Below are 23,434 nucleotides of genomic sequence, written 5' to 3'. Positions count from 1 at the left end.
CTACACCTTTGCTAAAAGTGGGCCGCCACCGACCAAAAACGGTGGCGGGCCAGAGAGATTACAGATTCCGCAGCGCTGCGACTACTGCGTCGCCCATTTCCTGCGTACCGACTTTGCTGCAACCGGCCGACCAGATGTCGCCAGTACGCAGCCCCTGGTCCAGCACCAGGCTCACCGCCTTCTCGATCGCGTCGGCGGCTGCCTGCTCGTTGAAGCTGTAACGCAGCATCATCGACACCGACAGGATGGTCGCCAGTGGGTTGGCGATACCCTGCCCAGCGATGTCCGGAGCCGAACCGTGGCACGGCTCGTACATGCCTTTGTTGTTGGCATCCAGCGACGCCGAAGGCAGCATGCCGATGGAACCGGTCAGCATGGAAGCTTCATCCGACAGGATGTCGCCGAACATGTTGTCGGTGACCATCACGTCGAACTGCTTGGGCGCACGCACCAGTTGCATGGCGGCGTTGTCGACGTACATGTGGCTCAGTTCGACGTCCGGGTAGTCCTTGGCCACGTCCTCGACCACTTCCCGCCACAGCTGGCTGGACGCCAGCACGTTGGCCTTGTCCACCGAACACAGCTTCTTGCCGCGCACGCGGGCCATGTCGAAGCCGACACGGGCGATGCGGCGCACTTCGCTTTCGCTGTACGGCAGGGTGTCGTAGGCCTGGCGCTCACCACCTTCCAGCTCGCGCTGACCGCGCGGGGCACCGAAGTAGATACCGCCGGTCAACTCACGCACGATGAGGATATCCAGGCCGGCGACGATTTCGGGCTTGAGCGAAGAGGCATCGGCCAGTTGCGGATAGAGGATGGCCGGACGCAGGTTGGCGAACAGGCCCAGTTGCGAACGGATCTTCAGCAGACCGCGCTCAGGGCGGATGTCACGCTCGATCTTGTCCCATTTCGGGCCACCAACGGCACCCAGCAGCACGGCATCGGCACTGCGCGCACGCTCCAGGGTCTCGTCGGCCAGCGGCACGCCGTGCTTGTCGATGGCCGCGCCACCGATCACATCGTGTTGCAGGCTCATGCCCAGCTGGAACTTGTCGTTGGCCAGCTCCAGCACCTTGACCGCTTCGGCCATGATTTCCGGGCCGATACCATCACCTGGGAGAATCAGAATCTGCTTGCTCATGCTTTCCTCTATCCATTCAAGCGGCGCGGCCCGATCAGCCTCGCCGTAAAAAACTCAGCGCTCGGCCCACATCACCAGGACATCGGTGCTGAACGAGCCGTCTGCTTCGATCTGGTAATACTGCCGTACTTCCTCGCCCATGGCCTGCTGCAATTGGCGGATGGCCACACGCAGCGGCTCAGGGGTGCGCATGCGCTCGACCCACGAGCCGAACTCAAGGCGCAGGCGCTGGCGGGTGTGGCTGCGCACGTGCAGGCCAGCCTCGCTGACCTGCTGCTGCCATTCGGCGGCCGAATAGTCTCGCACATGACTGGTATCACGCAGCACCTCGACGCTTTGCAGGTAGGTGTCGAGCAATGGACTGCCCGGCGACATGACATCGATGAAGGCCGCCACGCCGCCTGGCTTGAGCACCCGGCGCACTTCGCGCAAGGCCAGCCCCAGGTCGCTCCAGTGGTGCGCCGAGTACCGGCTGAAGACGAAGTCGAACGATGCATCGGCGAACGGCAAGTGTTCGGCGGCGCCGCGCTCGGTGGTGATATTGCCCAGGCCGCGCTCGGCGGCGGCACTGGCCACAACATCAAGCATCGACTGCGACAGGTCGTAGGCGACTACCTCGGCTACCTGCGGGGCGACCTGGAAACTGACATGACCGGCACCGCAACCCAGGTCCAGCACTCGGGCAGCGTCCCGCCCCGCCAGCTCCGCCTGCAGCAGGGCGAATTCGCTGCCCTGCGCGTGCACGGCGCTGCTGAGGTAGGCACTGGCCTGTTCGCCGAACTGGCGTTGGACCACATCGGTATGCTGGGTGCGGGTCATGTCTCAATCCTTTTGGTCTTTTATTGCCTGTCCCGACCTCTTCGCGGGGTGTCTCCGCGAAAGGGCCGGCACGGTCACCTGCAAACTTCAGGCATCACGGAACAACCAGGGCTGTTGTGCACGATGCTTGCTCTCGAAGGCCTTGATCGCATCGCTGTCCTGCAGGGTCAGGCCGATATCGTCCAAGCCGTTGAGCAGGCAGTGTTTGCGGAACGCATCGATCTCGAAGTGCAGCACCTTGCCATCCGGGCGGGTAACGGCCTGGGCCTGCAAGTCGATGGTCAACTGATAGCCTGGGTGGGCCTCGACCTGCTTGAACAGCTCGTCGACTTCTTCGTCGCTGAGGATGATCGGCAACAGGCCATTCTTGAAGCTGTTGTTGAAGAAGATGTCGGCGAAGCTCGGCGCGATGATGCTGCGGAAGCCGTACTCATCGAGTGCCCAAGGGGCATGCTCGCGGCTCGAACCGCAACCGAAGTTCTCGCGCGCCAGCAAGACGCTGGCGCCCTGGTAACGGGCATGGTTGAGCACGAACTCTTCGTTCAGCGGACGTTTGCTGTTGTCCTGATAAGGCTGCCCTACATCCAGGTAGCGCCACTCGTCGAACAGGTTAGGGCCAAAGCCGGTACGCTTGATCGACTTCAGGAACTGCTTGGGGATGATCTGGTCGGTGTCGACGTTGGCGCGATCCAACGGCGCAACAAGACCGGTGTGCTGGGTAAAGGCTTTCATGCTGCGCTCCCTTGGATCAACTCGCGGACATCGATGAAGTGGCCGGTGACCGCCGCGGCGGCAGCCATGGCCGGGCTTACCAGGTGGGTGCGACCACCGGCACCCTGGCGCCCTTCGAAGTTGCGGTTGGACGTGGACGCGCAGTGCTCGCCGCTTTCCAGGCGGTCCGGGTTCATCGCCAGGCACATCGAGCAACCAGGCTCACGCCACTCGAAGCCAGCTTCGATGAAAATCTTGTCCAGGCCCTCACGCTCGGCCTGGGCCTTGACCAGGCCAGAGCCCGGTACGACCAGCGCCTGCTTGACGTTGGCAGCGACCTTGCGCCCCTTGGCGATTTCGGCGGCGGCGCGCAGATCTTCGATGCGCGAGTTGGTGCAGGAGCCGATGAATACGCGGTCCAACTTGATGTCGGTGATCGCCTGGTTGGCGGCAAGGCCCATGTACTTGAGGGCACGCTCGATGGAACCACGCTTGATCAGGTCCGGCTCTGCGGCCGGATCAGGCACGCGCTGGTCAACGGCAAGCACCATCTCGGGCGAAGTGCCCCAGCTGACTTGCGGCTTGATCTGGGTGGCGTCGAGCTCGACCACGGTATCGAACACGGCATCGGCATCCGACACCAGGCCTTTCCAGGCCTGGACGGCCTGCTTCCATTGCTCGCCCTTGGGCGCGTACGGACGGCCTTCGACATAGGCGACCGTCGTCTCGTCGACCGCCACCAGACCGACGCGGGCACCGGCTTCGATGGACATGTTGCAGATGGTCATGCGGCCTTCCATGGACAGGTCGCGGATGGCGCTACCAGCGAACTCCATGGCATGGCCGTTACCGCCAGCGGTGCCGATCTTACCGATGACCGCGAGCACGATGTCCTTGGCGGTGACACCGGCGGGCAATTGGCCCTCGACGCGCACCAGCATGTTCTTCATCTTCTTGGCGACCAGGCACTGGGTGGCGAGCACGTGCTCGACCTCGGAAGTACCGATGCCATGGGCCAGGGCGCCGAACGCGCCGTGGGTCGAGGTGTGCGAGTCGCCGCAGACCACGGTCATGCCTGGCAAGGTAGCGCCCTGCTCTGGGCTGATGACATGGACGATGCCTTGGCGCTCGTCGTTCATCTTGAATTCCACGATGCCGTATTCGTCACAGTTCTCGTCGAGGGTCTGCACCTGAAGGCGCGAAACCTGGTCGACGATGGCCTCGATGCCGCCCTTGCGCTCTGGCGTGGTCGGCACGTTGTGGTCCGGCGTGGCGATGTTGGCGTCGATCCGCCACGGCTTGCGGTTCGCCAGGCGCAGGCCTTCGAAGGCCTGGGGCGAAGTCACTTCGTGAATGATGTGGCGGTCGATGTAGATCAAGGACGAGCCGTCATCACGGCGCTTGACCTCATGGGCTTCCCAGAGTTTGTCGTAGAGCGTTTTGCCAGCCATCAGACTGTTCCTCATCAGCGTCTTTCTATGCCAAAGACCCCTTGGCTTGTACGGACGATGCTATGGCGATAGATTGAATAACTCAAATTCATAATTTTCATGCTTCGCATAACCATCAGGAATTCGAATGGACCTGGCCAACCTCAGCGCTTTCATCGCCATCGCCGAGACCGGCAGCTTTTCGGGGGCTGGCGAACGCCTGCACCTGACTCAACCGGCCGTCAGCAAACGCATCGCCGGACTCGAGCAGCAACTGGACGTGCGCCTGTTCGACCGCCTGGGCCGAGAAGTGACCCTGACCGAGGCCGGGCGGGCCCTGCTGCCACGCGCCTACCAGATCCTCAACGTACTGGATGATACCCGACGTGCGCTGACCAATTTGACCGGCGAGGTGAGCGGTCGCCTGACCCTTGCCACCAGTCACCACATAGGCCTGCATCGTCTGCCTCCGCTTTTACGGGTGTTTACCCGCCAGTACCCGGCGGTGGCGTTGGATATTCAGTTCCTGGATTCGGAAGCGGCCTACGATGAAATCCTCCATGGGCGCGCCGAGATTGCCGTGATCACCCTGGCACCCGAGCCGCATCACCTGATCAAGGCGGTACCGGTCTGGGACGATGCCCTGGACTTCGTGGCGGCGCCGGAGCATCCCCTGGCCCGCGACACGGCGGTCAGCCTGGCCGACGTCGCCCGCCACCCGGCGGTTTTCCCCGGCGGCAACACCTTCACCCACCACATCGTCCAGCGGCTGTTCGAAAGCCAGGGCCTGACCCCGAACATCGCCATGAGCACCAACTACCTGGAGACCATCAAGATGATGGTTTCGATTGGTCTGGCGTGGAGCGTGCTGCCCCGTACTATGCTGGATGAACAGGTCGCACCCATCGCCTTGCCCGGCATACAGCTGTCGCGCCAGCTAGGCTACATTTTGCACACGGAGCGAACGCTATCGAACGCGGCCAGGGCCTTCATGGCTCTTCTCGACAGCCACGCAGGGTCCGCCTGACCGGTCGTCAGCCCGGCACTTCCAACTTCAAGGACGCGTCACACGCCAAAGGTCTGGTACCGATGCCCAAATCAGCAAACCGCTTTCCGCGCCTGCCGCGCATTTCGGCGGCCGACCCTCAGGAGTCGGAACAGGCCTGGCAAAATGCTCCGCAACTGCTTGCCGCGCTCAACGGCGCCCACCTGGGGGCCTGGCTGTGGGATATCGAAAGCGGCAGGGTCAGCTGGTCGCGCGGAACCCAGGCGCTGTTCGGTTTCGACCCACAACGCCCGCTGCCCATCGACATCGACTACCTCGACCTACTGCCAGAAGAGGATCGCGCCCGCACCCGCCAGGCCTTCCAGGCGGTGGTCAACGGCGAGCCGGTGGAGCAGGCCATGCGCCACCGCATCCGCTGGCCAGACGGCAGCCTGCACTGGCTGGAAATCAATGGCAGCCTGACCCGCGACCGCCATGGCCGCCCGCAGATGATCGGGGTGATCCGCGAGATCACGCGCCAGCGCGACCGTGAAACAGCGCTGATCAACTCGGAAAAGCGCTTTGCCACCCTGTTCCACCTCAGCCCCAACGCAATTTTGCTGACCCGACGCCATGACGGCATGATCTTCGAGGTCAACCAGCACTTCGAAGACATGTTCGGCTGGCCCGGTAGCCAGGTGATCGGCAAGACCAGTTTCGAGCTGGGCCTTTGGGTAAACCCAGAGCAACGCCACCAGGTACTGGAGGCCACCCGTGCCAATGGCGGCCCGTTGACCTTGGAAGTGCAGTTTCGCGCCAGCAGCGGCAAGATCCACGACGGCATCCTGTGCACCCAGGGCATCGAGCTGGAAGGCGTCACCTACCTGATCAGCACCTTCGTCGACACCACTGAACGCAAACGTGCCGAGCAGGCCCTCAAGGACAGCCAGGAGCGCCTTGACCTGGCCCTGGACTCGGCTCAACTGGGCACCTGGGACTGGCACATTCCCAGCGGCATGCTCTACGGCTCGGCCCGCGCCGCGCAATTGCACGGCCTGGACCCTGTCCCCTTCCACGAATCGTTCGACTCCTTCTTCGGAGGCGTACCGGAGCAGGAACGCAACAGCATGCGCCAGGCTTACCGCAGTCTGCGCGAAGGTCCGGCGGGCAACTACCAGATCACCTATCGGGTACAGCTGGAAAACGGCGCCTCACGCTACATCGAGAGCCGCGCCCGGCTGTATCGCGACGAACAGGGCAACCCGTTTCGCATGGCCGGTACCTTGTTGGACATCACCGACCAGGTCGAACGCGAACAGCGCCTGAGCGCTTCGGAAGAAAAATTCGCCAGCCTGTTCCAGGTAAGCCCGGACCCGATCTGCGTCACCCGCCAGGACACCGGCCAGTTCATCGAGGTCAACCGGGCCTTTTCCCAGACCTTTGGCTGGGACGCCGACCAGGTGATCGGTCGCACGGCCGAGCAGATCGGCCTGTGGGCCGAGACCTCCGAGCGCGCCCAGCGCATCGAAAGGGTCATCCGTGAACGGGCGCTGAACAATGTGGCCGTGGTGGTCAACCACCGTAACGGCTCAGCGCTGACATGCGTGATTTCCAGTTGCCTGATCACCGTCGATGGGCAGCCCTGCAGCGTCACGACGCTGCGCGACATCACCCAGCAGCAACGGGCCGAGGCCGCGCTCAAGTCCAGTGAAGAGAAGTTCGCCAAGGCGTTCCACTCCAGCCCGGATGCCATCACCATCACCGAACGCCATAGCGGTCGTTACCTGGAGGTGAACGACGGCTTCTGCCGATTGACCGGCTACAGCGCCGCCGAAGTGATTGGCCGCAGCGTCCACGAACTGGGGATCTGGGCCGACGACAAGCAGCGCAGCGCCTTGCTCGGCGAACTCCGCGAGCGTGGCCGGGTCCACCACCGGGAGATGCTTGGGCGCAACAAACGCGGTGATATCCTGACGGTGGAAGTGTCGGTCGAGCCGATCAGCCTGAACGAAGTCGAATGCCTGCTGCTGACCGCGCGCGACGTGAGCCAGTTGAAGAATGCCCAGGCGCAGATTCGGCACCTGGCTTACCACGACCCGTTGACCAACCTGCCCAACCGCGCCCTGCTGATGGACCGTCTGAGTCAGCAGATCGCCCTGCTCAAGCGCCACAACCTGCGCGGGGCACTGCTGTTCCTGGACCTGGACCACTTCAAGCACATCAATGACTCCCTCGGCCACCCGGTGGGCGACACCGTGCTGAAGATCATCACGGCTCGCCTGGAGGCCAGCGTGCGCCTGGAAGACACCGTGGCGCGCCTGGGAGGCGATGAGTTCGTGGTGCTGCTCAGCGGACTGGAGGGCAGCCGTGAGGTGGTCGAGCACAAGGTCCGTGAATTGGCCGACACCCTGCGCGAGCTGCTGGCCGAGCCCATGTCGCTGGACGGCCAACGGCTGCAGGTCACGCCGAGCATTGGCGTAGCGCTGATTCCCGACCATGGCGCGACCCCAGCCGACCTGCTCAAGCGCGCCGACATTGCCCTGTACCGCGCCAAGGACTCCGGGCGCAACACGACGCAGCTGTTCCACACGACCATGCAGAAAGCCGCCAGCGAGCGGTTGCGGATGGAAAACGACCTGCGCCTGGCCCTGGCGCGTGGCGAACTCGCCCTGCACTTCCAACCCCAGGTCGATGCCCGCGACAACCGGATCGTCGGGGCCGAGGTGCTTCTGCGCTGGCACCACCCGCAACTGGGCCAGCAGGCACCAACGCAATTTATCCAGGTGCTTGAAGAAAGCGGCCTGATTCTTGACGTTGGCAGCTGGATTCTCGACGAAGCCTGCGATGCCTGTGCACGCATGCTCGAAGATGGCCTGGTCGACCCCGACGACTTCAGCCTCTGCGTGAACATCAGCCCCCGGCAGTTTCGCCAGAACGACTTCGTCGAACGCGTGCTACGCAGCCTGGACGATTACCGCCTGCCGCGACATATGCTCAAGCTGGAGATCACCGAAGGCATCGTCATCCAAAACCTTGAAGATACCATCAGCAAGATGCGCGAGCTGAAGCGTTATGGCGTGAGCTTTGCCATGGATGATTTCGGAACGGGCTATTCGTCGCTGACCTACCTCAAGCGCCTGCCGGTGGATGCACTGAAGATCGACCAGACCTTCGTGCGCGATGCGCCGGACGACCCCAACGATGCCGAAATCGTCCGCGCGATCGTGGCCATGGCCCGCAGCCTCGACCTGGCGGTAATCGCCGAAGGCGTGGAACTGACCGAGCAACTGGAGTTTCTCGAATTGCTGGGGTGCCACCTGTATCAAGGCTACCTGCACAGCCGGCCGCTGCCCTTGCCTGAGTTTCGTCAGCTGCTGCTCGAGGCGCCTGCCAATTACTGAGACAAAAAAAGGGCACCGCTACGGGTGCCCTTTCTTGAGTGTATGCAGCACTCAGTTCAGCGCTGGCGTGTCGCCATTGATCGGAATGCGCTTGGCCTTGGCTTCTTCCGGCACGATGCGCAACAGGTCGATGCTGAGCAGGCCGTTGGCCAGACCCGCGGACTTGACTTCGATATGGTCAGCCAGGCGGAACGACAGCTTGAAGGCGCGCTGGGCAATGCCCTGGTGCAAGTAGGTCACTTCCGCTGCGGTGTTTTCGCGTTTGCCACCGGTGACGGTCAGGACGCCTTTTTCGACTTGCAGGTCGAGGTCCTGCTCCTGGAAACCGGCCGCTGCAACCACGATACGATAGTGGTCATCGCCATGTTTTTCTACGTTGTAGGGAGGGTAGCTGCTACCCGCCTCGTTACGCGCCGCAGATTCGAACAGGTCGTTGAAACGGTCGAAACCAACGGAATGGCGGAACAGTGGTGCAAGAGAGAAAGCGCTAGTCATGGTCATAAACTCCTGAGATTTCAGCAAGTAAGTCATTGCGCGACCCGACTTCGGCATCGCGTACTCAAGAAATATGTCCGGGGAAAAGGCTTTCAAGGGGTAGGCAAAAAAAATTTTAGGGGGGCTGAAAACAGTATCGCCGGCAAGCCGGCGACAGGGACGCATCAAGCCACGCATTCCTCGAACGCGGGCACCTCGACCCCGAGCAACCGGCTGATCCGCTGGCAATCATCCTCGCGCCGCAACTCGGCGAACAACACCACCGCCTCCGGGTAACTACGGGTCAGCATCGCCAACCATTGCTTCATGCGCCCCGGCGCGTAGCGCGGCGACAACTTGGCCTGGGCTTGACGCCAGAATTCGCGCAGCAACGGCAACAGCGCCTCCCAGGACATCGGCTGGAGCTCGCGGCCATCGCGCGCTGCGGCGATCTGCAACGCCAGGTCCGGACGCGAGACCAGGCCACGACCCAGCATGATGTCTTCGGCGCCGCTGACCTCGCGGCATCGTCGCCAATCGTCCACGGTCCAGATCTCGCCATTGGCGAACACCGGCACCTCGACCACATCCTGCACCCTGGCCACCCACTCCCAATGGGCCGGCGGCTTGTAGCCCTCGACCTTGGTTCGGGCATGGACCACCAGATGCGCCGAACCACCTTCGGCCAAGGCCGTGGCACACTCCAGCGCGCCATCAGGGCTATCGAAACCCAGACGCATCTTGGAGGTTACCGGAATGTGCGCAGGCACCGCGCGCCTTACCTCACGGACGATGGCATGGAGCAGTTCCGGCTCCTTGAGCAGCACGGCACCGCCCCGCGACTTGTTGACCGTCTTGGCCGGGCAACCGAAGTTCAGGTCGATCACTGGCGCCCCCAACTGGCAGGCCAGCGCAGCGTTTTCGGCCAGGCATACCGGGTCGGACCCCAGCAATTGCACACGCATCGGCACCCCGGCCGCGGTGCGAGCGCCGCTGCGCAGCTCCGGGGCCAGCTTGTCGAAGGACGAGGCCGGCAACAAGCGGTCGCAGACGCGAATGAACTCGGTGACGCACCAATCGATGCCGCCCACTCGGGTCAGGACGTCGCGCAGGATGTTGTCGACCAGCCCCTCCATGGGGGCCAGGGCAATTTGCATTTCTGGGTCTCGGCGGGAAAAGGCCGCAGTCTAGCAAAAAACGCCGCCGGGTCAGGCACCGATCAGCGCCGGGCCGTAGCCGTCGAGAAACTCCGCCGGCATGCGCTTGGGCTTGCCGCTGGACAGCTCGATGCAGGCGAAGGTGGTCTGGGCGCGGAGCAGGGTGACGCCATCCCGCGGGCGCTTGAGCTGAAAGCGACGGGTCATGCGCAGACGTTGATCCCAGTCGATGATCCAGGTCGCCAGTTGCAGCTCATCGTCTTCATAGGCGGCAGCGAGGTAGTCGATTTCATGCCGAACGACCGCCATGGCCCGGTCAAGACGCCGGTATTCGGCCAAATCCAACCCCAGGCGCTGGGAGTGGCGCCAGGCGCAGCGCTCCAGCCAGGTGACGTAAACCGCGTTATTGGCATGGCCGAGACCGTCGATGTCCTCGGTGCCGACGCGCAGGTCGATGATGAATGGTGTTGCCAGGTCCCAGCTCATGCCCTTTTCCTTGATAAAGAATGGGTTGCCTGTACCGGCCATATCGCCGGCAAGCCGGCCCCGACAGCAGGGCCGGTCGATGAGCGGGCAGTGTAACGGAAGCTCAGGCGCTTTGCCGCGCGGGAGTGCCGGCGCCGGCCAGCAATTCGAGCACTGCTTCACTCAGCCGCGGATCGGCCAGCACCCGCTGGTGCCCTCCTTCCTCTAGCAGCATCAGGCGGCTGTCGAACCAGGCTTTGTGAATGATCTGCGCCTCATCGGCGGACACCAGCGCATCATCGGCGGCGTGCACCACCAACCCTGGCAGTTCCAGCTGGTAGGCGCTGACGTCCAAGCGGGCAATCTGCATCCCCACATCCCGCTCGACCTGGCGAATGAAAGCGGCCCTGGCCCGTGCCGGCAGGCCAAGACGCCGGGCGAAGCCACGCAACACACCCAGCAACTGCGCAGGTGCGGCGATGCTGACCGCCGCCTCGGCCCGCAACCCCATCTGCAATGCCAGCAGCACACTGGCTCCGCCCATGGAATGGCCGATCACCGCGCGCAAAGGGGGCAGTTCGGCAGCGGCTTCAAGCAATGCGCGCGCGAACAACACCACATGGGCCTGCTGGCCGGGCGAACGCCCATGAGCCGGCCCTTCCAGCGATACCACGGTATGCCCGGCCTGCACCAAGGTTTCGATGAGTGCGGCAAACTGGGTCGGCCGCCCCTCCCAACCGTGCATCAGCAACACGGTCGGCCCCTTGCCCCAGCGCAACGCCGACAAACCGAAACGCAGGGTGATGCGCTCGGCCTTGGCCAGCAAGGGCAACTCCCACGGTTTGGGCGGCAGGTTGCGCGGGGTCATGAAGGCGCGGCGCATCTTGCCGGCGATGTGTTCGGGGGCCAGATGACCCAGGGTGCCATTGACGCCACGAATCCAGCTCAGGGTAGTCATCGCCTTGCTCCAGGTGTAGGGGGTTCAGATCACCGCCGACTTGGCGGCGCGCAGGATGCGGTCGGATAGCGCATCGGTGCCCAATGCCCGAGCCAGGGCCAGGCCGCCCACCATCAAGGCAAGGTCGGCCAGGGCCTTGTCGATGTCTTCGGGGCTGTCGACCATTTGCGCGGTCATCAACTCGATGTGCTCGGCCAACACGTCGCGAAAGGCCTCGGGCAGCCGTTGCATCTCCCCCAGCGAGTTGGGCAACGGGCATGCCTGAACTTCGGCGTCGCGGTGCTTGCGCGACAGGTAGAACGCCGCCGCAAGCGCCCGCCGCCCCGCTCCATCCAGGCTCGGATCGACCTGGGCAAGCAGCGCGCGACGCTCGTTCAACAACTGGCGGAACGCCTCCAGCATGAGCTCGTCCTTGCTGTCGAAGTGGGCATAGAAGCCCCCCACCGTCAGCCCGGCAGCACCCATTACCTGGCTGACACTGGGCTCGGCCGGCCCATGCTGGATCAATGCCGTGCGGGCGGCTTCCAGGATACGTTCGCGGGTCTTGCTCTTTTTATCGCTCATGGGCACCTCGAATATGATAGGCATCATATTATGCTCATAATATTTTTTGGCAAGCGAAAAAACACGACTCCCGGCACGGGGCGAGCACATTGGCGGAGGGGAGAAAAAACAAAAGGCCCATTCAATAATCGAATGAGCCTTTGAAGTCCCGCAAAACGCGGGTAAAAATGGCGTCCCCTAGGGGACTCGAACCCCTGTTACCGCCGTGAAAGGGCGGTGTCCTAGGCCACTAGACGAAGGGGACGTAACCTTCGCGAAGATTCGCTTTAGCGAACCCTGGCAGAATTGGTGGAGCTAAGCGGGATCGAACCGCTGACCTCCTGCATGCCATGCAGGCGCTCTCCCAGCTGAGCTATAGCCCCGAAAACAAAAGGCTCATCCAACATTAAGAATGAGCCTCTTTAAGCCCCGCAAAACGCGGGAAAAAGTGGCGTCCCCTAGGGGACTCGAACCCCTGTTACCGCCGTGAAAGGGCGGTGTCCTAGGCCACTAGACGAAGGGGACGTAACCTTCGTGCCGATCCGTTTTCACGAACCGCGGCAAATTGGTGGAGCTAAGCGGGATCGAACCGCTGACCTCCTGCATGCCATGCAGGCGCTCTCCCAGCTGAGCTATAGCCCCGGATTTCTAGCCTCTCGGCCCAGCGACATCCTGAAACATCGCTTGTGTGAAACTGGCGTCCCCTAGGGGACTCGAACCCCTGTTACCGCCGTGAAAGGGCGGTGTCCTAGGCCACTAGACGAAGGGGACGAACCTTCTTACCTTCAAGACCCGGTTGCTGGACCCGGTCTTGCTTATCGGCATTCACCGTTAAGCGGAATTTGGTGGAGCTAAGCGGGATCGAACCGCTGACCTCCTGCATGCCATGCAGGCGCTCTCCCAGCTGAGCTATAGCCCCACAATGTCGCGCTGAACTGAATCACCGGCTGGGTGCCTGGCGCTTCGTTTTAGTTCATCGCTGTGGACGGGGCGCATATTAAGATCGGATTGCAGAGCTGTCAAACAAATTTTTGAAAAAATTCAAAAGTTTTTTTCGAGATAACAATCACTTACCGCCCTGCCCCAGTGCTACGGGTTGCCTCACCTCTTCCGCGGCAGGCTGTGGGGGGCTTTATGTCGCGAAAGGGCCGCGTGCGACCCCTGCGATTTTGCGTTGCAACTAAAACCCTGGGACCGCAGGGCGGCCCGTTCGCGGCACAAGGCCGCTCCCACAGCGTGCGCTGCAGCTGTCGATCAGGGTCAGGCGATGTTGGCCAGCAACTTTTCCCACTCTTTGTTTTCTTTCTTCGACACCCCGCCCAGCAGGTCGAGCGCTTGGCGCAGGCGATAGCGGGTCAGGTCTGGACCGAGGATTTCCATGGCGTCGAGCACCGATACCGAACTGGCCTGACCGGTGATGGCGGCGAACATCAGTGGCATGGCATCACGCAACTTGAGCTCCAGCGCCTCGACCACGGCCTGGATGCAGGCAGTGATGCGGTCTTTTTCCCACTGACGCAGGCTTTCGAGCTTCCACAGGATCAATTGCATCACCTGGCGAACCTGGTCGGTGGACAGCTTTTTGCTTTCGAACAGCTTGGCATCGAGTTTGAGCGCGCCTTCGAAGAAGAAGCCACCCAGCGGCGCGATCTGGCTGAAGGTTTCAACCCGGCCTTGTACGTGCGGGGCGATCTTCATCATGTAGTCGCTGTTGAATGCCCATTTCTGCACACGAGCGGCAAACTCTTCCACCGGCAGCTCACGCAGCCACTGGCCGTTGAGCCAGGACAGCTTCTCGATGTCGAAGATCGGGCCACCCAGCGAGATACGCGACAAGTCGAAATGCTCGACCATCTCGGCCAGCGAGAACTTCTCACGCTCGTCCGGCATCGACCAGCCCATGCGCCCCAGGTAATTGAGCATCGCTTCAGGCAAGAAGCCCATGCGCTCGTAGAACGTCACCGAGGTTGGGTTCTTGCGCTTGGACAGCTTGCTCTTGTCGGGGTTGCGCAGCAGCGGCATGTAGCACAGCTTGGGCTGTTCCCAACCGAAATACTCGTAAAGCTTGATCAGCTTCGGCGCAGAAGGCAGCCACTCCTCGCCACGCAGCACGTGGGTGATGCCCATCAGGTGGTCATCGACCACGTTGGCCAGGAAGTAGGTCGGCAGGCCGTCGTTCTTCATCAGCACCTGCATGTCCATGCGGTCCCATGGAATCTCGACGTCGCCACGCAGCATGTCCGGAACCACGCAGATGCCTTCGCTCGGCACCTTCATACGGATAACATGCGGCTCGCCCGCCGCCAGGCGGCGCTGGACTTCCTCGGCGCTCATGTTCAGAGCACGGCCGTCGTAGCGCGGGGTCTCGCCGCGGGCCATCTGCTCGGCACGCATCTGCTCGAGCTCTTCGGCAGTGCAGAAGCAGTAGAAGGCGTGGCCAGCGTCGACCAGCTGCTTGGCGTACTTGGCGTAGATATCGCCCCGCTCGCTCTGCCGGTATGGGCCGTGTGGCCCCCCCACGTCCGGACCTTCGTTCCATTCGATGCCGAGCCAGCGCAAGGCGTCGAAGATCTGCTGCTCCGACTCGCGGGTAGAGCGCAGTTGGTCGGTGTCTTCGATACGCAGGATGAACTCACCGCCGTGCTGCTTGGCGAAGCAGTAGTTGAACAGGGCGATGTAGGCGGTGCCGACATGGGGGTCGCCAGTGGGCGATGGCGCGATACGCGTGCGAACGGTGGTCATGGAGAGTCTCGAACGAAAGATGAAACAAAGGCGGGATGTTAGCAGGGAGCGGGCACTCGGCTCCAGCTATGGCGCGATCGTCACTTGTGATTGCGCCGTTTGTCGCTGTTAAATTTGTTTACATTTCTGGAACGATAGTGCTCATGCCCGCCCAACTCAAACGCCGCCTGCTGGTCTTTCTCACCCTTGTCGCGCTCATCGCCCTCGCCTTCCTGGCTCACTGGTACTTCAAGGGTCGCTTCTTCGAAAGTACCGACAATGCCTATGTTCAAGGCGAGATCACCCGTATCTCCAGCCAGTTGGGCGCACGCATCGACGACGTGCGGGTTGCGGACAACCAGCACGTGAGCCAAGGAGAACTGCTGGTACGCCTGGAGGCCGCCGACTTCCAGCTGGCCGTGGAGCGTGCTCACGCGGCCCTGGCCACGCGCGAGGCCGAGCGCGCGCAGGCGGAAAGTCGCCTGACCCAGCAAGCCAGCCTGATTGCGGCCGGCCAGGCACAGGTTGCCGCGAACCAGGCTACCCTCGACCGTTCGCGCCTGGACTTGAACCGCGCCGAGGCGCTGCGCAAACCTGGGTTCGTCTCCGAGGAGCGCGTCACGACGCTGTCGGCGGAAAAGCACGTGGCCAGTTCTCAAGTCGACAAGGCCCGTGCCGACCTGCAAAGCCAGCGCCAGCAGGTAAACGCCTTGACCGCTGAGCTCAAGCGTCTCGATGCACAGATCGCCAACGCCCGTGCCGAACTGGCACAGGCTGAACTCAACCTGACCCGCTGTGAGATCCGCGCGCCGATCAGCGGCACCATCGGTCAGCGCAATGCGCGCAACGGCCAAGTAGTGCAAGCGGGTGCTTACCTGCTGTCCATCGTGCCGGACGAAGATATCTGGGTACAGGCCAACTTCAAGGAAACCCAGATTGGCCGCATGCAGCCGGGCCAACGTGTGGAGTTGCTGTTCGACAGTTACCCGGACACCCCGATCGAGGGTCGGGTCAATAGCCTGTTCGCGGCCTCTGGCGCGCAGTTCAGCCTGTTGCCGCCGGACAATGCCACCGGCAACTTCACCAAGGTGGTGCAGCGTATTCCGGTGAAGCTGACCTTTGCCCCCGACAATCCGCTTCACGGCCGCATTCGCCCCGGTATGTCGGTGACGGCAACCGTGGACCTTCGCCCCGAGCATGGCTCCCGCGATGGCCGGTGACACGCTGCTGAGACCGACGGCGGAGCCGACCCGACGCGACTGGATTGCCGTGATGAGCGTAATGCTAGGCGCGTTCATGGCGGTGCTGGATATCCAGATCACCAACTCCTCGCTCAAGGATATCCAAGGCGCGCTGTCGGCGACGCTGGAAGAAGGCTCATGGATTTCCACCTCCTACCTCGTGGCCGAGATCATCATGATTCCGCTCACGGCCTGGTTGGTGCAGTTGCTCTCGGCACGACGCCTGGCGGTCTGGGTATCGACGGGGTTCCTGTTGTCGTCGCTGCTCTGCTCGATGGCCTGGAACCTGGAGAGCATGATCGTGTTTCGCGCATTGCAGGGGTTCACCGGGGGGGCGTTGATTCCCCTGGCCTTCACCCTGACGCTGATCAAGCTGCCTGAACACCACCGTGCCAAGGGCATGGCGATGTTCGCCATGACCGCCACCTTCGCCCCGTCCATCGGCCCCACCTTGGGCGGCTGGCTGACGGAAAACTGGGGCTGGGAATACATCTTCTACATCAACATTCCGCCGGGCCTGTTGATGATTGCCGGCTTGCTGTATGGCCTGGAGAAGAAGGAGGCGCACTGGGAGCTGCTCAAAAGCACCGACTATGCCGGTATCGTCACCTTGGGGCTGGGCCTGGGCTGCCTGCAGGTATTCCTGGAGGAAGGCCACCGCAAGGACTGGCTGGAGTCGAGCCTGATCGTCGGACTGGGCACCACTGCCTTGATCAGCCTGATCGCATTCGTGATCTTGCAGTTCTCCAAGCCCCACCCGCTGATCAACCTGCGAATTCTGGGTAATCGCAATTTTGGCTTGTCGAGCATTGCCAGTCTGGGGATGGGGGTTGGGCTGTATGGTTCGATCTATCTGTTGCCGCTGTACCTGGCGCAGATCCAGGGCTACAACGCCTTGCAGATCGGCGAGGTGATCATGTGGATGGGTATTCCGCAGTTGTTTCTGATTCCGTTGGTGCCGCAATTGATGAAGGTGGTTTCGCCCAAAGTACTGTGTGCCTTGGGGTTCTGTCTGTTCGGCATCGCCAGCTTTGGTTCTGGGGTGCTCAATCCGGATTTTGCCGGGCCGCAGTTCAATCAGATCCAGGTTATTCGGGCGCTTGGACAGCCGATGATCATGGTCACCATTTCGCTGATCGCGACGGCTTACATCCTACCGCAGGATGCGGGGTCGGCTTCGAGCCTGTTCAATATTCTGCGTAACCTTGGGGGGGCGATTGGTATCGCCTTGCTGGCGACCTTGCTGGATGCGCGGAGCAAGGTGTATTTCGATTATCTGCGTGAGGCGCTGGTGCCGAGCAACCCGCAGGTGGCGGAGCGTCTTTCGCTTTTGGCCGAGAGGCTGGGGAGCGATAGCGCTGCGCTTGGCAAGTTAAGTGAGATTACCCATCAGCAGGCGTTGATCATGGCTTATAACGATGCGTTTCATTTTGTCGGGATTGGGTTGGCGGTGAGCATGGTGGCGGTATTGTTGACTAAGAAGTTGCCGGCGGGGTTGAAGGCAGGTGAGGCGCACTAAGATTGGTTTTCACAAATTCAAGTGCCGCAAACCCTTTTTTGCTTTTGCTTTTGCTTTTGCTCTTGCCCCTAGTGCGCGATAGTCCAGACACCACGAATCGCGACGTCAGGAGGCCGAACGCAGGCCTTGCGCAGGGAGGTGACGGGCATGGATGCCCGTCAAGCGCTGCGGCCCAGGAGGGGTCGTTCAGCGCGGTCCTCCCGGAGCAAGGCCGGAGTGAGGGAACCCCGGAGCGCAGCGTAGGGGCCGGATGATAGGAGCCAGACTTTTTTGGTTACTTTTTGGGGCGTCTGCCAAAAAGTGACCCGCTGTAAGAGCGGAAAGGTGATTGAGCGTCGCCTTGGCAAATGGATATGCTCATAAATCTAAATACCAAAACCTCAAACTTCAAACTTCAAACTTCAAAGCGAATACTTGGCGCTGGCATTCAAATCGCGTGAATATCCATTCGCCATGGAGGCGCTCATTCACCTTTTCGCCTTTACGGCGACCTACTTTTGCTCTTGGGCAAAAGTAGGCAAAAACCGCTGGCTCCTATCATCCGGCCCCTACGCTGCGCTTCGGGGTTCCCTCGCTACGGGCTTGCTCCCGGGAGGACCGCGCTGAACGGCCCATCCTGGGCCGCAGCGCTTGACGGGCATCCATGCCCGTCACCTCCCTCCGCAAGCCCTACGCTCGGCCTACTGACGTCGCAATTTGCAGCGTCTGGGATATCGCGCATTAAAAGCAAAAGCGGAGCATGAAATACCAAATCCGAACAACAACAACAACAACAACAATAACAACAACAATAACAACAACAACAACAACAACAACAACAACAACAACAACAACAACAACAACAACAACAACAGCTAAACCAGCCGCACATTAAATATTCAAACTACAAAATGCGAGACGGACTTTCTTTTGCTTCGCTTTGCTCTTACTTCTAGCGCGCGGTAGTTCAGGCGCCACCTCATGCGACTTCAGGAGGCCGAGCGCAGGGCTTGCGCAGGGAGGTGACGGGCATGGATGCCCGTCAAGCGCTGCGGCCCAGGAGGGGCCGTTCAGCGCGGTCCTCCCGGAGCAAGCCCGGAGCGAGGGAACCCCGAAGCGAAGCGCAGGGGCCGGATGATAGGAGCCAGACTTTTTTGGTTACTTTTTGGGGCGTCTGCCAAAAAGTGACCCGCTGTAAGAGCGGAAAGGTGATTGAGCGTCGCCTTGGCAAATGGATATGCTCACGCATCCAGAAACCAAAACCTCAAACTTCAAAGCACAGATTTAAGGGCGGCATTCAGATAGCGTGAATATCCATTCGCCATGGAGGCGCTCATTCACCTTTTCGCCTTTACGGCGACCTACTTTTGCTCTTGGGCAAAAGTAGGCAAAAACCGCTGGCTCCTATCATCCGGCCCCTACGCTTCGCTTCGGGGTCCCCTCGCTCCGGTCTTGCTCCCGGGTGGACCGCGCTGAACGGCCCCTCCTGGGCCGCAGCGCTTGACGGGCATCCATGCCCGTCACCTCCCTCCGCAAAACCTACGCTCGGCCTACTGACGTCGCAATTGGCAGCGCCTGAACTGCCGCGCACTAGAAGCAAAAACAGAGCAAAAGCAGAGCAAAAGCAGAGCAAAAACAACGCTGACTTGCGGGACTGGGCTTATCAGCTGGCTATCAAACGCTCACGAAGCTGAGTAATTTCATCCCTCAACTGCGCGGCAGCCTCAAACTCCAGATCCCTCGCAAACTGCATCATCTTCTCTTCCAACTGCTTGATGCGTTTGGTGATCTCCGCCGGCGTCCGCAATTCCGCCTCGTACCGAGCACTCTCCTCCGCCGCCTTGGCCATCCCCTTGCGCTTCTTGCTACGCGCACCCGGCACCGTAGCGCCTTCCATAATATCGGTGATGTCTTTGACCACCCCCTTGGGCACGATCCCATGCGCCTGGTTGAAGGCTATCTGCTTCTCCCGACGCCGCTCAGTCTCGTCGATGGCACGCTGCATCGACCCCGTCACCTGATCGGCATACAGAATCGCCCGGCCATTGAGGTTACGAGCCGCACGCCCGATGGTCTGAATCAATGAACGCTCGGAACGCAGGAATCCCTCCTTGTCAGCATCGAGAATCGCCACCAACGATACCTCCGGCATATCCAACCCCTCACGCAGCAGGTTGATGCCCACCAGCACGTCGAACGTACCCAGACGCAAGTCACGAATGATCTCCACCCGCTCGACGGTGTCGATGTCCGAGTGCAGGTAACGCACCCGCACATCATGGTCCGCCAGGTAATCGGTCAGGTCTTCAGCCATACGCTTGGTCAAGGTCGTCGCCAACACCCGCTCGCCAACGTCCACGCGCTTGCGGATCTCCGACAGCAAGTCGTCAACCTGAGTAAGCGCCGGACGTACCTCCACCTGCGGGTCGACCAGACCAGTCGGCCGTACCACCTGCTCGACCACACGCCCAGCATGCTCGGCTTCATAAGGGCCGGGCGTGGCCGAAACGAAAATGGTCTGCGGACTCACCGCCTCCCACTCATCGAACCGCATCGGCCGGTTGTCCAGCGCCGAGGGCAGACGGAAACCGTATTCGACCAGGGTTTCCTTACGGGAGCGGTCACCTTTGTACATGGCGCCCACCTGCGGCACGCTGACATGGGACTCGTCGATCACCAGCAAGGAATCTGGCGGCAGGTAGTCGTAAAGCGTGGGTGGCGGCGCGCCGGCCGGACGGCCGGAGAGATAACGCGAGTAGTTCTCGATGCCATTGCAGTAGCCAAGTTCGAGAATCATCTCCAAGTCGAAGCGGGTGCGCTGCTCGAGACGCTGTGCCTCCACCAGCTTGTTGGCCTTCTGCAGGTACTCAAGCCGGTCCTTTAGCTCCTCCTTGATGCCCTCCACCGCGTCCAACAGGGTTTCACGCGGGGTGACGTAGTGGCTCTTGGGGTAGAAGGTAAAACGCGGCAACTTACGGAAGACTTCGCCAGTCAACGGGTCAAAGGCGGCGATGTTCTCCACCTCGTCATCGAACAGCTCGATACGGATGGCTTCCAGGTCCGATTCGGCCGGGAAGATGTCGATCACATCCCCACGCACCCGGAACGTGGCACGGGCGAAATCCATTTCATTGCGGGTGTATTGCAGGTCGGCAAGACGCCGCAGCAGTGCACGCTGGTCGAGCTTGTCGCCACGGTCCACGTGAAGGACCATTTTCAGGTAAGTCTCGGGGCTGCCCAGACCGTAGATGCACGAGACGGTGGTCACGATGATCGCATCGCGCCGCTCCAACAGCGCCTTGGTCGCCGACAGGCGCATCTGCTCGATATGGTCGTTGATCGAGGCATCCTTCTCGATGAAGGTGTCCGACGACGGTACATAGGCCTCCGGCTGGTAGTAGTCGTAGTAGGAAACGAAATACTCCACCGCATTGTTCGGGAAGAACGCCTTGAACTCTCCGTACAACTGCGCAGCCAGGGTTTTGTTCGGCGCCAGCACCAGCGTCGGGCGCTGCACCTGCTGGATGACGTTGGCGATACTGAAGGTCTTGCCCGAACCGGTCACCCCAAGCAGCGTCTGGTGCGATAGCCCGGCCTCGATGCCCTCGACCATCTGACGAATGGCCTCGGGCTGGTCGCCGGCCGGCTGAAAACGGGTAACGAGCTGGAACTCGGACATGATAGGCCTCGCGCAACGCAGCAACTGTAAATTTAGCCAGTAGTCTATACCCAAATGTGGCCGCGTGGCGTCGGTTTCGCGACCCTGGAGTGGGCAACCCATAATGTGGACCGGGCATTTCGACCAATGGTCGAAAAATAATTGCCCAAATCGCCTGAAAAGCTGTGCCAGACTGTCGCAGTGACCGGCGGGTATCACTATACTGACTCCCCTTTTGTGCACCGCTTCAGTGCATTCGGCTGGAGCGTGTACGCCCTATCACACTCCATTCAGAGCCAAGGTAACAATGAGCCTGTTTTCCGCTGTCGAGCTGGCACCCCGCGACCCTATTCTGGGCCTCAACGAAGCATTCAACGCCGACCCACGTACCGACAAGGTCAATCTGGGCGTAGGCGTTTACTGCAATGAGGAAGGCCGCATCCCGCTGCTGCGCGCTGTGATCGAAGCCGAGACCCAGCGTGCCGCCCAGCACGCCTCCCGCGGCTACCTGCCGATCGACGGCATCGCGACTTACGACCAGGCCGTGCAAAAGCTCATCTTCGGCGCCGAATCGCCACTGCTGGCCGCAGGTCGCGTGGTCACCGTGCAGGCCGTTGGCGGTACCGGCGCTCTGAAGATTGGCGCCGACTTCCTCAAGCGCCTGTCGCCTGACGCCGTCGTCGCCATCAGCGACCCAAGCTGGGAAAACCACCGCGCCCTGTTCGAAAGCGCAGGTTTCCCGGTACAGAACTACCGCTATTACGATGCCCCGAGCAACGACGTCAACCGCGCCGGCATGCTCGAGGACCTGAAAAACCTGCCATCGGGCTCGATCGTTGTCCTGCACGCCTGCTGCCACAACCCGACGGGCGTCGACCTGAAACTCGAAGACTGGAAAAACGTCCTGGACGTGGTCAAGGCCAAGGGCCATGTACCGTTCCTCGACATGGCCTACCAGGGCTTTGGTGCCGGCATCGCCGAAGACGCCTTCGCCGTGCGCCTGTTCGCCGAGTCGGGCCTTGAGTTCTTCGTCTCCAGCTCGTTCTCCAAGTCGTTCTCGCTCTACGGCGAGCGTGTCGGCGCGCTGTCGATCGTCACCGGCTCCAAGGACGAGAGCACCCGCGTGCTGTCCCAGGTCAAACGCGTGATCCGCACCACCTACTCCAACCCGCCGACCCACGGCGCCACCATCGTCGCCACCGTGCTCAACAGCGCCGAGCTGCGTCAGATGTGGGAAGACGAGCTGGCCGAGATGCGCGAGCGCATCCATGGCATGCGCAAGCAAATGGTCGAGCTGCTGGCCCAATACGGCGCCAAGCGTGACTTCAGCTTCGTGGGCCGCCAGGCGGGCATGTTCTCGTACTCGGGCCTGACCGTCGACCAGGTCAAGCGCCTGAAGGAAGAGTTCGGCATCTATGCGTTGGACACCGGCCGTATCGCCGTCGCCGCGCTGAACCAAAGCAACATTCACGTGGTTACAAAGGCCATCGTGGAAGTGCTGTAACTGCTTGATTTACCAAGGGGTAGCTTGACTTCCCCTTGGTAGCCGGTATCATACCCGCAGATTCCGCGATAGCTCAGTCGGTAGAGCAAATGACTGTTAATCATTGGGTCCCTGGTTCGAGTCCAGGTCGCGGAGCCAAACACTGAGAAAGCCTCCAGTTGCGCAAGCACTGGAGGCTTTTTCGTTTCTGCGCTCGTTACTTGCCCACTGGTTCGGTCACGGGCTTGCCCTCGTCCACCAGGCTCCACACCAGCAACTTGGCCGCTTGACCGCTGCTGGCACTGCGCGACACGCTGTGCACGGTGCCTGGAGCCTCGTACCAGTACTCGCCAGCCTTGTAGGTTTTCTCCGGCTCATCGTTGAGCTTCGAGACCACCGCCCCTTCCAGTACATAAGCCATCACCGCGCCCGGATGCTGATGTGCGGGCGACGCCTGCCCAGGCGCGTAGCTGACGGTGAGCATGACGGCTTTCTTGCCGGGAGCATTGGAGGGCCGTTTTTCCTGCAGCACCTTGACCTGGTCGACGGCTTCGCCATGCGCCCACGCGGACGTTTGGCCGGCGAGCAGGCCCGCGGCGATGAACAAGGCAATTGAAAGATGAGCGGGTTTCATGGGCGTCTCCTGATGGGTATTTGCCAGCAGGTTAGGCCCAGGCGTGCACGCGGCAAACGGCCAATTCAGAGGAAAACCAGGAGGCCGATCAGTCGCGGCCTAGACCGCCTCCTGC

Annotated in this window: 18 protein-coding genes and 7 tRNA genes; 7 read left to right on the top strand and 18 right to left on the bottom strand. The window is 61.6% G+C overall.

Translation table 11 applies throughout. The annotated features are described in order from the left end of the window. Window positions 1-58: 58 nt before the first annotated feature. From leuB to leuC, 4 genes are all read right to left on the bottom strand, one after another. On the bottom strand, window positions 59-1,141 hold the full coding sequence (leuB, locus tag P3R38_RS07360; protein WP_023379440.1) for a 3-isopropylmalate dehydrogenase: 1,083 nt from the start codon (window positions 1,139-1,141) through the stop codon (window positions 59-61). A 54-nt stretch (window positions 1,142-1,195) separates the two neighbouring features. Then, window positions 1,196-1,960 (bottom strand): class I SAM-dependent methyltransferase, encoded by a 765-nt coding sequence (locus P3R38_RS07355; protein ID WP_104882026.1) that lies wholly within the window; start codon window positions 1,958-1,960, stop codon window positions 1,196-1,198. A gap of 87 nt (window positions 1,961-2,047) precedes the next feature. After that, window positions 2,048-2,692: a 3-isopropylmalate dehydratase small subunit gene (leuD, locus tag P3R38_RS07350; RefSeq protein WP_104882809.1), complete on the bottom strand. Its 645-nt coding sequence runs from the start codon at window positions 2,690-2,692 to the stop codon at window positions 2,048-2,050. Further along, window positions 2,689-4,122: a 3-isopropylmalate dehydratase large subunit gene (leuC, locus tag P3R38_RS07345; protein WP_023379437.1), complete on the bottom strand. Its 1,434-nt coding sequence runs from the start codon at window positions 4,120-4,122 to the stop codon at window positions 2,689-2,691. Before leuC ends, leuD begins: the two co-directional genes overlap by 4 nt. A 127-nt stretch (window positions 4,123-4,249) precedes the next feature. Between leuC and P3R38_RS07340 the strand changes: the two genes are divergently transcribed. Together P3R38_RS07340 and P3R38_RS07335 are read left to right on the top strand one after the other, a co-directional pair. Continuing rightward, on the top strand, window positions 4,250-5,128 hold the full coding sequence (locus P3R38_RS07340) for a LysR family transcriptional regulator (protein WP_023379436.1): 879 nt from the start codon (window positions 4,250-4,252) through the stop codon (window positions 5,126-5,128). A 62-nt stretch (window positions 5,129-5,190) separates the two neighbouring features. Next, a complete protein-coding gene (locus P3R38_RS07335; protein ID WP_277686956.1) occupies window positions 5,191-8,487 on the top strand; it encodes a PAS domain S-box protein in 3,297 nt (1,098 codons plus the stop codon). Between the two features lie 51 nt (window positions 8,488-8,538). Here the strand turns inward: P3R38_RS07335 and P3R38_RS07330 are convergent, their stop codons facing one another. The 12 genes from P3R38_RS07330 to gltX all read right to left on the bottom strand — a co-directional run bounded on the left by P3R38_RS07330 (window position 8,539) and on the right by gltX (window position 14,826). Continuing rightward, window positions 8,539-8,982 (bottom strand): Hsp20 family protein, encoded by a 444-nt coding sequence (locus P3R38_RS07330; protein ID WP_023379434.1) that lies wholly within the window; start codon window positions 8,980-8,982, stop codon window positions 8,539-8,541. Window positions 8,983-9,146: 164 nt separating this feature from the next. Next, a complete protein-coding gene (locus P3R38_RS07325) occupies window positions 9,147-10,118 on the bottom strand; it encodes a tRNA-dihydrouridine synthase (RefSeq protein ID WP_023379433.1) in 972 nt (323 codons plus the stop codon). A gap of 51 nt (window positions 10,119-10,169) precedes the next feature. After that, a complete protein-coding gene (locus tag P3R38_RS07320) occupies window positions 10,170-10,604 on the bottom strand; it encodes a thioesterase family protein (protein WP_023379432.1) in 435 nt (144 codons plus the stop codon). A gap of 103 nt (window positions 10,605-10,707) precedes the next feature. Next, window positions 10,708-11,541, bottom strand: a complete 834-nt coding sequence (locus tag P3R38_RS07315; protein WP_023379431.1) for an alpha/beta fold hydrolase — start codon at window positions 11,539-11,541, stop codon at window positions 10,708-10,710. 24 nt (window positions 11,542-11,565) lie between these two features. Next, on the bottom strand, window positions 11,566-12,105 hold the full coding sequence (locus tag P3R38_RS07310; protein WP_023379430.1) for a TetR/AcrR family transcriptional regulator: 540 nt from the start codon (window positions 12,103-12,105) through the stop codon (window positions 11,566-11,568). Window positions 12,106-12,273: 168 nt separating this feature from the next. Beyond that, window positions 12,274-12,349, bottom strand: a tRNA-Glu gene (locus P3R38_RS07305). 42 nt (window positions 12,350-12,391) lie between these two features. Then, window positions 12,392-12,467: transfer RNA gene (locus tag P3R38_RS07300), tRNA-Ala, on the bottom strand. A 66-nt stretch (window positions 12,468-12,533) separates the two neighbouring features. Then, window positions 12,534-12,609, bottom strand: a tRNA-Glu gene (locus P3R38_RS07295). Window positions 12,610-12,650: 41 nt separating this feature from the next. Then, a tRNA-Ala gene (locus P3R38_RS07290) sits at window positions 12,651-12,726 on the bottom strand. A 53-nt stretch (window positions 12,727-12,779) separates the two neighbouring features. Next, window positions 12,780-12,855, bottom strand: a tRNA-Glu gene (locus P3R38_RS07285). A gap of 72 nt (window positions 12,856-12,927) precedes the next feature. Next, window positions 12,928-13,003: transfer RNA gene (locus tag P3R38_RS07280), tRNA-Ala, on the bottom strand. Window positions 13,004-13,344: 341 nt separating this feature from the next. Continuing rightward, complete coding sequence (gene gltX / locus P3R38_RS07275; RefSeq protein ID WP_277686955.1) at window positions 13,345-14,826, bottom strand: glutamate--tRNA ligase; 1,482 nt, start codon at window positions 14,824-14,826, stop codon at window positions 13,345-13,347. Between the two features lie 143 nt (window positions 14,827-14,969). Here gltX and P3R38_RS07270 point away from each other — a divergent pair, with 143 nt between their 5' ends. The 3 genes from P3R38_RS07270 (at window position 14,970) to P3R38_RS07260 (ending at window position 18,439) form a co-directional block, all read left to right on the top strand. Next, window positions 14,970-16,025 carry an HlyD family secretion protein gene (locus P3R38_RS07270; protein WP_023379428.1) on the top strand — a complete coding sequence of 352 codons (1,056 nt, stop codon included), beginning with the start codon at window positions 14,970-14,972 and terminating at the stop codon, window positions 16,023-16,025. Between the two features lie 49 nt (window positions 16,026-16,074). Then, a complete protein-coding gene (locus P3R38_RS07265) occupies window positions 16,075-17,565 on the top strand; it encodes an MDR family MFS transporter (RefSeq protein WP_177325260.1) in 1,491 nt (496 codons plus the stop codon). A gap of 739 nt (window positions 17,566-18,304) precedes the next feature. Further along, a complete protein-coding gene (locus tag P3R38_RS07260) occupies window positions 18,305-18,439 on the top strand; it encodes a hypothetical protein (protein WP_277686954.1) in 135 nt (44 codons plus the stop codon). A gap of 768 nt (window positions 18,440-19,207) precedes the next feature. Here the strand turns inward: P3R38_RS07260 and uvrB are convergent. After that, a complete protein-coding gene (gene uvrB / locus P3R38_RS07255) occupies window positions 19,208-21,223 on the bottom strand; it encodes an excinuclease ABC subunit UvrB (protein WP_023379425.1) in 2,016 nt (671 codons plus the stop codon). A gap of 286 nt (window positions 21,224-21,509) precedes the next feature. On the opposite strand from uvrB, the gene P3R38_RS07250 reads away from it, so the two are divergent. Further along, window positions 21,510-22,706: an amino acid aminotransferase gene (locus P3R38_RS07250; RefSeq protein ID WP_023379424.1), complete on the top strand. Its 1,197-nt coding sequence runs from the start codon at window positions 21,510-21,512 to the stop codon at window positions 22,704-22,706. A 62-nt stretch (window positions 22,707-22,768) separates the two neighbouring features. Further along, window positions 22,769-22,844, top strand: a tRNA-Asn gene (locus P3R38_RS07245). Window positions 22,845-22,902: 58 nt separating this feature from the next. On the opposite strand, the gene P3R38_RS07240 is transcribed toward P3R38_RS07245, so the two are convergent. Next, window positions 22,903-23,319 (bottom strand): cupin domain-containing protein, encoded by a 417-nt coding sequence (locus P3R38_RS07240; RefSeq protein WP_277686953.1) that lies wholly within the window; start codon window positions 23,317-23,319, stop codon window positions 22,903-22,905. Window positions 23,320-23,434: the final 115 nt, after the last annotated feature.

The organism is Pseudomonas sp. NyZ480, from assembly GCF_029537255.1.
GTDB lineage: Bacteria > Pseudomonadota > Gammaproteobacteria > Pseudomonadales > Pseudomonadaceae > Aquipseudomonas > Aquipseudomonas taiwanensis.
The sequence above is the reverse complement of the archived record's forward strand: the minus strand, read 5'-3'. Positions and strand labels throughout refer to the sequence as shown.

What these genes read in the sequence shown, in the direction of transcription:
- leuB (WP_023379440.1), bottom strand. Translation starts at nt 1,141, where the DNA reads ATGAGCAAGCAGATTCTGATTCTCCCAGGTGATGGTATCGGCCCGGAA.
- P3R38_RS07355 (WP_104882026.1), bottom strand. Translation starts at nt 1,960, where the DNA reads ATGACCCGCACCCAGCATACCGATGTGGTCCAACGCCAGTTCGGCGAA.
- leuD (WP_104882809.1), bottom strand. Translation starts at nt 2,692, where the DNA reads ATGAAAGCCTTTACCCAGCACACCGGTCTTGTTGCGCCGTTGGATCGC.
- leuC (WP_023379437.1), bottom strand. Translation starts at nt 4,122, where the DNA reads ATGGCTGGCAAAACGCTCTACGACAAACTCTGGGAAGCCCATGAGGTC.
- P3R38_RS07340 (WP_023379436.1), top strand. Translation starts at nt 4,250, where the DNA reads ATGGACCTGGCCAACCTCAGCGCTTTCATCGCCATCGCCGAGACCGGC.
- P3R38_RS07335 (WP_277686956.1), top strand. Translation starts at nt 5,191, where the DNA reads ATGCCCAAATCAGCAAACCGCTTTCCGCGCCTGCCGCGCATTTCGGCG.
- P3R38_RS07330 (WP_023379434.1), bottom strand. Translation starts at nt 8,982, where the DNA reads ATGACTAGCGCTTTCTCTCTTGCACCACTGTTCCGCCATTCCGTTGGT.
- P3R38_RS07325 (WP_023379433.1), bottom strand. Translation starts at nt 10,118, where the DNA reads ATGCAAATTGCCCTGGCCCCCATGGAGGGGCTGGTCGACAACATCCTG.
- P3R38_RS07320 (WP_023379432.1), bottom strand. Translation starts at nt 10,604, where the DNA reads ATGAGCTGGGACCTGGCAACACCATTCATCATCGACCTGCGCGTCGGC.
- P3R38_RS07315 (WP_023379431.1), bottom strand. Translation starts at nt 11,541, where the DNA reads ATGACTACCCTGAGCTGGATTCGTGGCGTCAATGGCACCCTGGGTCAT.
- P3R38_RS07310 (WP_023379430.1), bottom strand. Translation starts at nt 12,105, where the DNA reads ATGAGCGATAAAAAGAGCAAGACCCGCGAACGTATCCTGGAAGCCGCC.
- gltX (WP_277686955.1), bottom strand. Translation starts at nt 14,826, where the DNA reads ATGACCACCGTTCGCACGCGTATCGCGCCATCGCCCACTGGCGACCCC.
- P3R38_RS07270 (WP_023379428.1), top strand. Translation starts at nt 14,970, where the DNA reads ATGCCCGCCCAACTCAAACGCCGCCTGCTGGTCTTTCTCACCCTTGTC.
- P3R38_RS07260 (WP_277686954.1), top strand. Translation starts at nt 18,305, where the DNA reads ATGAAATACCAAATCCGAACAACAACAACAACAACAACAATAACAACA.
- uvrB (WP_023379425.1), bottom strand. Translation starts at nt 21,223, where the DNA reads ATGTCCGAGTTCCAGCTCGTTACCCGTTTTCAGCCGGCCGGCGACCAG.
- P3R38_RS07250 (WP_023379424.1), top strand. Translation starts at nt 21,510, where the DNA reads ATGAGCCTGTTTTCCGCTGTCGAGCTGGCACCCCGCGACCCTATTCTG.
- P3R38_RS07240 (WP_277686953.1), bottom strand. Translation starts at nt 23,319, where the DNA reads ATGAAACCCGCTCATCTTTCAATTGCCTTGTTCATCGCCGCGGGCCTG.